General features: G+C 65.8%; 2 protein-coding genes. Both read right to left on the bottom strand.

What is annotated here, in order from left to right; genetic code table 11:
• Nucleotides 1-86: 86 nt before the first annotated feature.
• A protein-coding gene (locus AC5Y4N_RS15420) for an IS3 family transposase (RefSeq protein ID WP_499912846.1) occupies nucleotides 87-1,246 on the bottom strand; the annotation gives its coding sequence in 2 pieces (ribosomal slippage) (nucleotides 87-955 and nucleotides 955-1,246; 1,161 coding nt in all).
• A gap of 44 nt (nucleotides 1,247-1,290) precedes the next feature.
• Nucleotides 1,291-14,442, bottom strand: coding sequence for a non-ribosomal peptide synthetase (locus tag AC5Y4N_RS15415; protein ID WP_499940520.1), 13,152 nt, complete (start codon nucleotides 14,440-14,442; stop codon nucleotides 1,291-1,293).
• Nucleotides 14,443-14,735: the final 293 nt, after the last annotated feature.

Below are 14,735 nucleotides of genomic sequence, written 5' to 3'. Positions count from 1 at the left end.
GTTGTCGTGCTGACACACAAAGAATCGAGCGCGGCTCTTGGCGGATGGGACTGCCCCGAGTTCAGTTGACTCGCGGGGTGTGAATTTTAGGCCGCGGTTGCGCCTGGGGTGTGGAGCAGTTCGAACTCTATCGGGGTGAGCTTGCCGAGGGCGCGTTGCCGGCGCTTTCGGTGGTAGGTGCGCTCGATCCAGGTAACGATCGCCAGTCGGAGTTCGGCTCGGGTGGTCCACCGTTGCCGGTCGAGGACGTTGCGTTGCAGCAGGGCGAAGAAGGACTCCATGGCGGCGTTATCGCCACATGCCCCGACTCTTCCCATTGAGCCGCGTAACCCGTTGTGCGACAGCATAGTAACGAATTTGCGTGACCGGAATTGGCTGCCGCGGTCGGAGTGCACGATCGTGGCGACGGGCGAGCGGACGCCGACCGCATGACGCAGGGCGGCCACCGCCAGGGACGCCTTCATCCGTGAATCAATCGAGTAGCCGACGATTCGGTTGGAGTACACGTCCTTGATGGCGCAGAGGTAGAGCTTGCCTTCATCGGTGCGGTGCTCGGTGATGTCGGTTAACCAGATCTCGTTGGCGGCCTGGGCAGAGAACTGGCGGCCAACGAGGTCGTCGTGCACGGGTGGTCCGGCCTTTCTGTTCAGTCCGCGCTTCTTGGCGAAGAACGACCAGATGCGTTCTTGCGAACACAGTCGAGCCACTCTGTTCTCACCGGCGATGATCCCGCGTGCGGGGAGTTCATCGGCGATGAAGCGGTAGCCGAATGCGGGGTCGTCGGCGTGGATGTCGCGGGCGGCGTTGATGAGATGTGCATCGTCCCAGTCGCGTTGTGTCACAGGTGCTTTACGCCACTTGTAGAACGCTTGGGTAGAGAATCCAAGAACCCGGCAGGTCACCGTGACGGGGACACCGTCTGCGGCAAGATCAAGGACCAGCGGGTACATCATTTTGGGTTGACATCCCGGGACAAGTAGCCGACGGCACGGCGCATGATCTCGGCTTCTTGCTCGAGGAGCTTGATCCGTTTGCGCGCTTCACGCAGCTCGGCAGACACGTCACCCGCGGTCGCGGTTGCTCCTGTTCGGTCGATACCGTCTTCGCGGTCGGCAATCTTGAGCCAGCGATGCAGGCAGGCCTCGGAGATGCCGAAGTCCTTCGCGATCTGACGTAGCGGCGCCTCACCCTTGCGGGCTACAGCGATCACGTCAGCGCGGAACTCGGCAGGAAATGCTTTCGGCACGGAGTTGATCCTTCCAGCAAGGACGAATCCTCACAGGTCAGGAGTCAACCAAACTGGGGGCAGTCCCACTCACCCGCCACCCCCAGTGGAACCCGGCGTAACCACCCATCAAGCACAAACAACGCGGCTCCGGGCACGGGGCTACCAATCGGCACTCCGGCACCTGCGGTCAGCGGCGCGCTGATCGCCACGCACATCGTGGTTTCGGTGGGGCCGTAGGCGTTGATCACCACCCGCCCCGACGCCCACTGGTCCACCACCTCGGCGGGGCAGGCCTCCCCGACGACCACCAGGGCGACGGAGTCCAAGCCTTCTGGTGACAGAGCCGATACCGCTGATGGGGTTTGAGTGAGGACGTCGACGTGCTCGCTGACCAACAGGGCGTGGAGGTCTTGCGGTGAACTCGTTACCTCTTCGGGCACGACGACAACTCGACCGCCGCGCAGAAGTGCGCCGAAGATTTCCCACACCGAGACGTCGAACGCCAACGTGTGGCACTGCGGCCACACACCGGTTCGCGGCAGACCGGAGTCCAGCGAACCCAGAAGTTGCGTGACGTTGTGATGGCTCACCGCAACGCCTTTGGGCGTGCCTGTGGTTCCGGAGGTGTAGATGACGTAGGCGATGTCGTCCGGCGCTGCCGCCGCCAACGGCTTCCCCGGCTGCGTGCCGATCGCGGCGTCGTCGACGACGACGATCGTCGCCTCGTAACCCTCCAGCCGTGAGCGCAAGCCGGTGGAGGTCACCGCGGCGACGGGCGAGGCGTCGTTGAGCACGAACGCCAGTCGCGCATCCGGCAGCGACGGGTCAATGGGCAGATACGCGGCGCCGGTCTTGAGCACCGCCAGAATTGCCACAATCGCATCGGCCGATCGATTGAACAGCAGCGCGACGCACTTGCCCGCCGTGGCGCCGACGTCAACGAGCACGTTTCCCAGACGATTTGACGCTTCGTCGAGCTCTTGGTAGGACATCGTGCGGCCACCGAAGCTGATGGCGACTGCGTCTGGCGTCTGCGCCACGTGCTGGGCGAAGAGCGCCGTAATCGAGATCGTGTTGCGCGCAGACCTTTCCAGCACTGCTCGGTTCCCGAGCGCGTCAAGGCGCGCATGCTCGACCGCATCAACGATGTCGATCGACGAGATCCGCGCCGTCGGGTCGGCCGTCATCGCCTCCAGCACCCGCCGCAGCCGCTCGACCAGTGTTTCAACACTGGCCGCGTCGAACACGTCGGTGCGGAACTCCACCGCACCACCAATCCCGGCCGGTTGATCAGCCGTCGAGAACTTCTCGGAGAGCGAGAACACCAAATCCATTCGAGCGGTGTGGGTATCAACAGGCAGTTGCGTGACGTCGAGATCATCGAGCGCCATGCCGACCGCAGCATCGGTGAAGTCGTAGCCGCTGGAGTTCTGCCACGCCAACGCCACCTGCACCAGTGGGTGATGGGCCAAGCTCCGGGTGGGGTTGAGCCGCTCCACCAGCACCTCGAACGGCACGTCCTGATGCTCGAATGCGCCCAGGCTGCGCCGGCGCACCTGACCCAACAGTTCGGCAACGGTCGGATCGCCGCCCAGATCCACCCGCAACACCAACGTGTTGACGAAGAAGCCGACCAACTCGTCGAGTGCCGGATCAGCACGTCCTGCAATCGGAAACCCAACGGCGACATCTGAAGTAACGCCGACCCGCGACAACAACAACGCCAGAGCTGCCTGCATCACCATGAAAGTGGTCGTGTGATGCTCGGCGGCCAGATCTCGCACCCGTCGCTGCAATTCGGCCGGCCAGTCCACCGGTATGACCGCTCCGCGTTGATCGGCAATCGCCGGATAGGGCCGGTCGGTGGGCAGCTGCAACCGTTCGGGCAGACCGCACAGGACGTCGTCCCAGTACGAAAGCTCTAAAGCGACAGGACTTTCCGGGTCCTCGATGTCGCCCAATTGCGCACGCTGCCACAGTGTGTAGTCGGCGTACTGGACAGGCAGCAGCGCCCATGCGGGCTGGTCGCCGTGCCGGCGCGCCCGATATGCAGCGTCCAGGTCACGTAGCAGTGGAGTCACCGATGCACCGTCGGCGGCAATGTGGTGCACCACGCCGACCAGCACATGCTCGTCATCGCGGATGTGGAAAAGCGTGATACGCAAAGGGATTTCCGCGGCAAGATCGAACGCGTGCCGAGATGCCGCGTCGATGGCCTCTGAGCGCCGGTCAGCCGACCATGAGCTGACATCGATCACGTCCCAGCCGAAGTCCGCTCGGTCAGGTGACAGCACCAGCTGCTGAGGAATGCCATCAGCCGCCACGTACAGGGTGCGCAGGCTCTCGTGGCGAGCCACCACGTCACCCAGTGCCGCTCGCAACGCATCCACGTCAAGATGCCCGCGCAGCCGCAACGCCACCGCCATGTTGTACACCGGCGACGGCCCCTGCAACTGGTCGAGGAACCAGAGGCGGTTCTGAGCGTATGAAAGCGGAATGACTTCGGGGCGTGGGACGGCGCGAAGCGGTTGGCGCAGTTTGTGTTCGCTGCTGACGTGCGGGGCGAGCTCGGCGATGGTGGGCGTGTCGAACAGCGTGCGGATACTCAGGTCGGCGCCGAGGGTGGTGTTGATCGCGGCGATAGTGCGCATGGCGGAAAGGGAGTCGCCGCCGAGGTCGAAGAAAGAGTCGGCGATGCCGACGCGCCCGACTCCCAGTACTTGCGTGTAGATGCCGGCGAGGATTTCCTCGACAGCGGTGACAGGCGCGCGGTAGTGCTCGCCGTGGTGGTAGTCGGGGGCGGGCAGCCCGCGAACGTCGAGTTTGCCGTTGACGGTCAGCGGCAGCGCATCGATGGCCATGATGGCAACGGGAATCATGTAGCCCGGCAACTTTTCGGCGAGCTCGGCGCGGACCTCAGCGGGGTCGGCGGTGCCCGTGATGTAGCCGACCAGGCGTTTGCCTCCGGGTCCGTCTTCACGCACGATCACGACGGCGTGCTCCACACCGGTTACGGCGGCCAATGCGGCGCGCACGTCGCCCAATTCAATGCGATATCCGCGAATTTTGACTTGCTCGTCGGCGCGGCCGAGGTAGTGCAGTTGCCCGTCGGTGCCCCAACGCACTAGATCCCCGCTGCGATACATCCGCGACCCCGCCGGCCCGTAGGGGCATGACACGAACCGCGAAGCGGTCAGGGCGGCGCGGCGCACGTAGCCCACTCCGACGCCGTGTCCGGCCACATACAGCTCGCCGACCAGTCCAGCCGGTACCGGGCGCAGCCACGGATCCAGCACGAACAATGCGGCCCCCGGTACCGGGATGCCAATTGGCACTTGGGATTCGGGAGTCAGAGGAGCGCTGATGCTGGCATATACGGTGGTTTCGGTGGGTCCGTAGCCGTTGATCATCACCCGGCCCGCCGCCCACCGCTCCACCACCTCGGCAGGGCACGGTTCGGCGGCGATCACCAACGCGACGGCCTCCAGACCCTGTGGAGTCAGAGCGGCCACCGCCGACGGCGTTTGGCTGAACACGGTCACGTGTTCGTCGGTAAGTAACGCGTGCAAGTGTTTTGGCGAGGCCACCACAGCGTCCGGCACGACGAGCAGCCGTCCGCCGTGCAGCAGCGGTGCCCACATCTCCCACACCGAGTAGTCGAACGCCAGCGAATGACACTGCGTCCACGTTTGTCCGGGTCCCATGCCGACCCCGACATCAAGGCCGGCGAACAAGCGGGTGACGTTGTGGTGCGTGACCGCAACACCTTTCGGGGTGCCGGTGGTGCCCGAGGTGTAGATGACGTGGGCGACGTCATCGGGCGCCGGCTCCGGCAGGGCGGTCGCGGGATAGATCCAAATGCGGGGGTCGTCGACAGTGATGACCGTCATCTCCCGGCAGCCCTCGATCCGCGACCGCATCTCGGATGTGGTCAGCGCAATGACCGGTGTGGAGTCGTCGATCATGAAATGCAACCGCGAATCCGGCATGGCGGGGTCGACGGGCAGATACGCCGCTCCGGTCTTGATCACCGCCAGAATCGCCACGATCGCCTCCGCCGACCGCGGCATCAGCAGCGCAATGAATTCGGCGGGCCCGGCCCCGTACTCGATCAACAAGTGCGCCAGCCGGTTCGACACTTCATCCAGTTCTTGGTAGGACAGCGAATGGCCATCGCACACCACCGCCGCCGCTCGCGGGAACCGTCGCACTTGTGCGGCGAACAGCGCTGGGATCGAGGCGGGTGCGGCCGGCTGCGTCAAGACCGCACGGTGGCCCCAGTCGTCGAGGCGCTGGTGTTGTTCGTGGTCGAGTGGATCGATGGCCGAAAGTCGCCGAGCGGGATCGGCGGCCATCGCGCTCAGCGTGGTCCGGAGTCGAGTGACGAGTGCGGTGATCATGCCAACGTCGAACAGCTCGGCGTCGTACTCGAGGCGCAGGGTCAACTGCGGGCCGGGCCGGGCCTGCAACGTGAGTGGGTAGTGGGTGGACTCGCGACCCTCGAATCCGGTGACGGTCAGCCCGTCCACGCCGCTCAATGCGGCGGTGTCGACGGGATAGTTCTCGAACACGAACAGCGTGTCGAACAACTGGTCGTGGCCGGTGAGGCGGTGGATCTGCGGCAGCGCCAGATGCTGATGCTCCAGGGTGTCGGCCGCGAATTGCGTTAGTTGCTCCAGCAATTCGGCGGTCGTGATGTCTGCGCTGAGCTGTGCGCGTACTGGCACGGTGTTGATCAACAGGCCCACCATCGACTCCGCGCCCGCCGCGTCGGCCGGCCTGCCCGACACCGCGGTGCCGAACACCACATCGTGTGTGCCGGTCAATACCGCCAGCATCTGCGCCCAGCCGGCCTGCAACACCGTGTTCACGGTGGTGTGCTGTGCGCGAGCCAATTCGCTCAGCGCCGCAGTGGCCTCTTCCGACAATTCACTGGTGTGCACACCTCGACGGCCCGGGACTCCGAGGCCGGGGGCACCGACCAGGGTGGGGGTGTCAAACCCGACGAGCGCATGCGCCCACGCCGCGAGCGCCGCATCGTGATCGCGGCCGGCGAGCCAGGTCACGAACCGCCGGTACGGCACCGCCGGGGTCAGCCGCTGTCCGTAGTAGGCAGCGAAGATCTCGCTCAACAGGATGGGAAGCGACCAGCCGTCGAGCACAATGTGGTGATTGGTCAGCACGAACCGATGCCGGTCCGCACCGGTGCGAATCAACGCGGCCCGGAATACCGGCGCGGTCGCCAGGTCGCACACCGCGGCCCGTTCCTCGTTGCACATCGCCTGGATCTGTTCTTCGCTGCCGAGTTGCTCGTACCGCCAGGCGGCTGTGGGATCGGCGGGAATCATCTGCACCGGCTCGTTGAACTCGGAGCAGAACCCCGCCGCCAGATTGGGATGGCGGCGAACAACGGTGTGCACGGCCTGCCGCAGCCGCTCGGCGTCGAGAGGGCCCGACACCGCGATGTCGAGTTGCATCGCATATGTGTCGCCGCCGTGGCGGTCCGTGGTGCCGGCGTGGAACAGCAGGCCCTGCTGAAGCGGCGTCAACGGCAAGATGTCGGCCACCCGATTCCGCCGTTCGAGGTCGTCGATCTGGGACTGGCTCAGCCGGGCCGGGGCGATGTCCGACGGGGTCAATCCGCCTCCGCCGCAACGCACATGGGCGCATATGCCGGCCAGCGCTTCGCTCCACAGCCGGCTCAGGCGGACTATCCCGTCACGATCGAGCACCGACGGCGCCCATGTCCAGGTGGCCTGCACGAGGAGGCCGTCAGGGCTGTCGACGGCGCCGGCGGTCAGCTCCACGGCATGCGTCAGCGGCATGTCCACCCGCGCTGCCGTCGTCGTCACCGACAGGCCGTCGGCGCTGATCTGCCACATGTCCTCGGACATCTGACCCGCGCTGAGACGTCCCAGGAAGTTGAACGCGACCAGTGGATCCGGCCCCGTGATGTCGACAGAAGGGCTGAGGTAGCGCAGTAGCCCATAGGTCAGCGGGTCGGGCAGCGCGCGCAGCCGTTCTTTGGCCGTCTTGATGATTGCCCCCAGCGCCGCATCGCCGGCGGTCACCTGTGCCCATGACAGCCCGCCCACCGCCAGCGCGACGGGGTGTTTCGTGGTGAACCAGCCGACGGTGCGCGACAGATCCACATCGGCAGCCAGTCCGTCGGCGCGGCCGTGGCCCTCCACCTCGACGGCGATCGGCGCGGACGTACCGCAGAATTCCGCCAGAGCCAACCCGAGCGCGATCAGCAGAACTTCCTGCAGCGCAACGTGAAACGCAGCTGGCACGTCGGCGAGCAGGGCCCCGGCGGTGTCGGCGTCCAGCGACACCGACAGATGCCCGGCGCTGGCGTACGTGTCGACGGTCGGGTTCGGCAGCGGAAGCGTCGGTGTGTTTTCGACGTTCTGCCACGCGTCGGCCTGGGCGGCCACGTCGGGGTGGTGGGCGCGTTCGGCAAGCAGAGCCGACCACCGGGCGAACGAGGTGCCGACGGCGCGCAGGGTCACGCGTTGGCCGCTGCGGTGCTGGGCCCACGCAATGTTGATGTCTTCCAACAGGATTCGCCACGACACCGCGTCGACGGCGAGATGGTGGATGACCATCACCAACTCGCCGGTCCTCGTCGCCCACAGTGCGCTGACCATTCGCCCGGCGGCAGGGTTCAACCGGGCACGGGCCGCTGCCACCGCCTCGTCGGTGACCACGTCGACGGTGTGCAGGCACTCGTGCGCGTCGACTGATCCGGCCGGCTGCGCGCTCAGCATCCAGCCGCTAGTCCCGTCGTCGTCGACCCGCAGGCGCAACATGGCGTGCCGATCCAGCAGCGCCTGCAGTACCGCCACCACATCGGCACCCGTGACTCCGGGCGGGGCGTCGAGCACCATGGTCTGGTTGAACTGGTCGACCCGACCGCCGACGTCCTGCAGCCAGGCCATGATCGGAGTGAGCGCGACCGGTCCGACGCCTTCGTCGGCCGGCCACGTGTCGTCGACGACACCGACCACCCGCGCCAGCCGTGCCACGCTCTGCTCGACGAAGATGTCGCGCGGCTGGCAGGCCAGGCCCGCCGCCCGCGCACGGGCCACCACTTGCATCGACAAGATGCTGTCGCCGCCCAAATCGAAGAACGACTCGTCGACGCCAACCCGCTCCAGACCGAGCACTTGCGCGAAGATGCCGGCCAAGATTTCCTCGACCGCATCGCTGGGGGCGCGGTAGCGCTCGATGTCACCGTAGTCCGGCGCCGGCAGAGCGCGAACGTCGAGTTTGCCGTTGACCGTCAACGGCAGCGCCTTCAGCGCGATGACTGCGGCGGGCACCATATAACCCGGCAGGCGCTGCGCCAGTAGCGCACGCACCTCGGCCGGGTCGGCCGAACCGGTGAAGTAGGCGACGAGCCGCTTGTCACCGGGCCGATCTTCACGGGCTGTGACGACGGCTTGGCTCACCCCGTCGAGATCACCCAGGACGGATTGGATTTCGCTCAACTCGATGCGATAGCCGCGGATCTTGACTTGCTCGTCAGCCCGGCCGAGGTACTGCAACTGCCCATCGGCACCCCACCGCACGAGATCGCCGGTGCGATACATCCGGGACCCCGCAAGGCCGAACGGGCATGCCACGAAACGGGATCCGGTCAACCCGGTGCGGCCTACGTAGCCGTCGGCGACGCCTGCCCCGGCCACATACAATTCCCCGATCACTCCGGGCGGGACGAGCTGAAGCCACGCGTCGAGCACGAACACCGCCGCAGTGGGCACTGGCGCACCGATCGGCACGACGTCCAGATTCAGTCCCAGCGGCGGGGTCATCGACGCATACACCGTGGCCTCGGTCGGGCCGTAGGCGTTGATCACCACCCGTCCTCGTGCCCAGCAATCCACCACCTCGCTCGGGCACGCCTCCCCGCCGAGCAACACGGCCACCGACTCCAGCCCCTGCGGCGGCAACGCGCTGATCGCCGACGGAGTCTGCGTCAACACTGTGACGTCTTCGTCGACGATCATGGCGTGGAACGCCTCCGGGGAGCTGGCCACCTCTTCGGGGACGACGACCAGGCGACCCCCGCCCAGCAGCGCAGCCCAGATTTCCCACACAGAAAAGTCGAACGCGTACGAATGACATTGCGTCCAAACCTGTTTCGGCGGCAAATGCCGCGGAGTCGAGGCCGCCAGGTGCGCCAGGTTCGGGTGGGTCACGGCCACCGCCTTCGGCGCCCCGGTGGTGCCGGACGTGTAGATCACATACGCCCACCCGTCAGTGCTGGGCATCGGCAAGCCGGTGCTGGGCAGCTCAGGAAGGCGAGGGTCGTCGATGTCGACGACCGGCCCGTCGTATCCCGCCAACCGCGACCGCAGTCTCGCGGTGCTGACCGCCGCGACCGGCGCAGCGTCGGTGAGCATGAATTCCACCCGTGCCGCAGGCAGTGCGGAGTCGATCGCCAGATACGCCGCACCCGCCTTGAGCACCGCCAACATCGCGACCACCGCGTCAGCGCATCGCGAGAAAAGCAGCGCCACAACGCCTCCCGGGCCTGCGCCCTGATCGGTCAGGAGACGCGCCAACCGGTTCGACGCTTCATCGAGCTCGCGATAGCTCATCTGGCGGCCACCGCAGCTGATGGCTACCGCATCGGGAGCGCAGGTTGCCTGTGCGGCGAACAGCGCCGGCAACGACACTGCCGCGGTCACAGGTCGGGTCAGCACCGCCCAGTTGCCGTTGTCAGCCAGCCAGCCGTGCTCAGTGGCATCGACGACATCGATGGCCGACAACCTGACTGCGGGGTCCGCGGTCATCGCGGCAAGCACCCGCCGCAGCCTCTCGATCAGCGCCTCGATGCTGGCCGAGTCGAACACATCGGTGCGGAACTCCACCGCGCCACCGATGCCGGCCGGCTGCCCCTCACCGGTGAAACGCTCGGACAGCCACAATGCGATATCGACTCTGGCCGAATGTGTTTCGACGGGCACCTGAGTCACTTCCAAATCACCCAGGCTCAGTCCGCTGACCGGATCGCCCGTGTTGCCCGGCAAGTTCTGCCAGGCCAGCATCACCTGCACCAGCGGATGATGGGCGAGACTGCGCGTCGGGTTGAGTTGCTCCACCAGCACCTCGAAGGGCACGTCCTGATGTTCGAAGGCCGCGAGGCTGCGTCGGCGCACCTGCGCCAGCAATTCGGCGGCGGTCGGATTGCCGGACACGTCGACCCGCAACACCAACGTGTTGACGAAAAACCCCACCAATCCCTCCAGCGCTGCATCGCGGCGTCCGGCAATCGGAAAGCCCACCGGCACGTCACAACTGGCGCTCAGCCGCGACAACAGCACCGCCAACGCCGCTTGCATCACCATGAAACTGGTCGCGTCATGCTGGGCGGCCAGCGCACGGACCTGCTGCTGTACCTCGACCGGCCAGTCGATGACCACCTTGGCGCCGCGCAGATCCGCCACCACTGGATAAGGCCGATCGGTCGGCAAGGCCAGGCGCTCCGGCAGATTCGCCAGTGCCTGTTCCCAATATGACAACTGCGCGGCGATCGGGCTACCAGGGTCGTCCAGGACACCGAACTGGGCGCGCTGCCACAGCGTGTAATCGGCGTACTGCACCGGCAGCGGCGCCCAATCGGGAGCTTGGCCTGCACATCGGCTGACATAGGCCTGGTTCAGATCCGCCACCAGCGGTCCCACCGACCACCCGTCCGCCGCGATGTGGTGGACCACTCCCGCCAACACATGCTCGTCCTCTGTGAGCCGGAAAAGCTTCGCACGCAAGGGAAGTTCTGCTGCCAGGTCGAAGCTGTAACTCGCGGCGGCCTCGAGGGCCTCGGTCAGCTGAGCACCCGACCACGCGCTGGCGTCCACCAGAGCCCAACCGACGTCGGCGCGCTCGGGCGGCAGCACCACCTGCTCAGGCACCCCATCGTGGGCTACGAATATGGTGCGAAGCGACTCGTGGCGGGCGACCACATCGGCCAACGCCATCCGCAACGCATCCACGTCCAGGCGGCCGTTCAGTCGCAGCGCCACCGCCATGTTGTAGACCGGTGAAGGACCCTGTAATTGGTCGACGAACCACAACCGGGCCTGCCCGAACGAAAGCGGCAAGACTGCGGGCCGCTCCCCCGCTACCAACGGCGCCAACGCCGCCGAGTCCATCCCGACCCGAGCCGCAAGTTGGGCGATGGTCGGCGCATCGAATACCGCGCGCACCCCGATGCCGGCGTTGATCGATGCGTTGACTGCAGCTACCAGCCGCATCGCCGAGACGCTGTCTCCGCCCAGGTCGAAGAACGAGTCGTCCGCGCCGACGCGGTACACGCCGAGCACGTGCGCGTAGATCCTGGCCAGGATTTCTTCTACCGCGGTCGACGGAGCACGAAAGCCGTTGGCGCCGAGGTATTCCGGTGCGGGCAACGCGCGAACGTCGAGCTTCCCGTTGACTGTCAGCGGCAAGGCGTCGACGCTCACCACCGCGGCGGGCACCATGTGAGCCGGTAACCGCTCCCCCAATGCGGCGCGGGCGTCGACCGGATCGACACCGCCGACGACGTAACCCACCAACCGTTTGTCGCCGGAACGATCTTCGCGGACAACCACCGCCGCATGCTCGACGCCATCGATGCCGGCCAATGCTTCGCGCACATCACTCAACTCGATGCGATAGCCGCGAATCTTGACCTGCTCGTCGACACGGCCGAGGTAGTGCAGCTGACCGTCAGTGGCCCACCGAACCAGATCGCCCGTCCGATACATCCGCGAGCCCCGAACGCCGAAAGGGCACGGCACGAATCGGGATGCCGTCAGCCCCGGCCGATGCATATACCCGAGGCCGACACCCCGACCGGCGACATACAGCTCACCGATGACGCCTGCCGGCACCGACCGCAACCAGGCATCCAACGCGAACAGCGCGGCCCCTGGCACGGGCACGCCGATCGGCGGCGTCCCGAAACCGGCTGTCAGAGCGCCCGTTCGGGAGGCGCAAACGGTGGTCTCCGTCGGCCCGTAGCCGTTGATCATCACCCGACCCGGCGCCCATCGATCCACCACATCGGCGGGACAGGGCTCACCGGCCACCAGCAAGGCCACGGACTCCAGCGCGTCCGGGGAAAGCATCCCCACCGCTGACGGAGTTTGGCTGAGCACGGTGACGTGTTCTGCGACGAGCAGGGCTTGCAGGTCTGCTGGTGAGCCCGCCACCTTTTCGGGCACCACGACCAGCCGGCCGCCATGCAGCAGTGCACCCCAGATCTCTTCGACCGAGGCGTCGAAGGCGAAGGAATGCCACTGCGCCCACGCCTCCGTGGGCAGGTGCCGATCCGGCTGACCGAGCAGTTGAGTGACGTTGTGATGCGTGACCGCAACACCTTTGGGCACACCGGTGGTACCCGAGGTGTAGATGACGTATGCCACGTCGTCGGCCCTCGGGGCCGGCAATCCGCTCACCGGATACGTACCGATCCGGGGGTCACTGACTTCGACGATCGTGAGATCCCGATGTTCCCAGAGTCGCTTGGCCAGCTCGCCGGTGGTGATCGCGGCGATCGGCGCGGCATCGTCGACCATGAGGGCGATACGCGCGTCCGGATACGCCGGATCGATCGGCACATACGCGGCGCCCGTCTTGAGTACAGCGACGATCGCGATGATCGCCTCGACCGACCGCGGCAAGAACAACGTCACACACTGACCCGGCCCGGCGCCAACGTCGATCAGCATGTGCGCCAACTGATTCGACGCTCTGTCGAGCTCGCCGTAGGTAAGCGAACGTCCGTCGCATACCACCGACACGGCCTCCGGCGCGCGTGCCACCTGCTCGGCGAACAGAGCTGGAATCGATACCGGCACCGCCGGCTGCGTCAACACCGCCCGATTGCCCCAGCGGTGAAGGCCGGCGTGTTCGTCGGCGCCGACAATGTCCATCGAAAGCAGCCGCCGTGTCGGATCGGCGGCCATTTTCACCACGATGCGCTCGAACCGTGCGGCGAGATCTGCGGGATGGAAGTTCGAGAACGGTTGCCCTGCACCCGCCGTGCAGAAGGCTTGTTGATCGCCGGTGCCGAGGAAGAACATCCCGAAATGGTCGACCGGTCCGAAGGTGGTGTAGGTAGCGGTTGCCGAAACACCGCCGAGATCCAGGGTGAGCCGCGACGGAACGAAGTTGAGAACCACTCGATGCGCCGACTGGCCCGCACCCGGCACACTTTCCTCACCCTCGAGGGTGTGAACGGGAAAACGCTGATGGCACAGTGCTTCTCGGATCTGCGCGTCTACATGCCGACAGAAGTCAGCGACTCGCGATCGTGGCGACGTCTTCAACACCAGCGGAACCACTCCTGCGAGCATCGCGGGCAGGGTTCGGGCTTCCGGGCGCAGCCGTCTGCTGACCGGGAAGTCGAGCACCACCTCTGACCCCCGAGCGCCGCATCCACTTACCAAGAGCGCGCAAGCCGCGGTGAGGACCGACGATCGGCGGATGCCCAATTCCTTGGACAGTCCTTTGATGTGGTTCACGATAGCGGGAGCCAAAGGTGTTGGCGTAGAGGGAAAATAGGAATCCGGCTCACGAGTGCCCTGCGGCCCGTAGTCAGGTTCACGTGCTGACGGAAGATGGGCACTCCAGTAAGCGCGGTCTGCCCGGAAGTCGTCGGAGCCCTCGTACTCCAGCTCGCAGGTGACAAAGTCGTGCAGCGAGCCGAAGAACGCAGGCGGAATGACTGCGCCACAAGCGATTGCGGAGTAGATCGCCGCGATGCGACGGCCCACGAGCGCGATGCTCAGGCCGTCGATGACGATGTGGTGACAGCAGGTGAACCAATAGAACTCGTCGGCCCGCGTGCGAAACAGCGCGAATTTGAGCAGTGGACCGCTGAATGACATCGGCATGCGTTGTATGGACGACGCTATCCGCCAAGCTTCCCGCACGGGATCGCTCGACAAACGCACGTCGTGGAAGGCGAGTTCGACGTTCGAGTAATCGATGGCCTGTTGGAAGACCTGCCCGTCCGCTTCGAAGAAGGCGGCCCGGATTGGTTCGGCCTCATGAAGTGCGCGACGGATTGCCCACTCGAGCAGTTCGCGGTCTACGAGACCGTCTATTTTGGCCATGAGGCCGAGTTGCCACTCTGTGCTCGAGTGACCGCTCTGGTGCGCGAGCCAGATGTCAAGTTGTCGCTGCGTCAGCGGAAGTGCCCGGTCATCCAGTCCCATGTGACCGTCCCTTCCCTCATCGGTGCGCCGTCAGAAGCGCAACGCTGCGCCCGCTCTGGCATGAGCCGCCAGCCGCGTCGATCGAGATGACTTCGATGCAGGCCGGCTTGGCGGGGAGACCGGCTGAACAGTCGGCCAGCCGGCAGCGAGCTCGCCGGTGGTTGCGTGCCTACGGCGACAAGTCCACTGTTGAGCAAAACCTGCCATTATGTGCCAAACGGATCGGAGCCGACTGGTGGTCCAGAGGGTGAGTCGAAATCAGCAGAACCGATCTGAACGTACGGCAGCTAAAG

This window comes from Mycobacterium sp. NGS19, from assembly GCF_059813155.1.
This window is presented reverse-complemented; position numbering and strand designations above follow the sequence as displayed.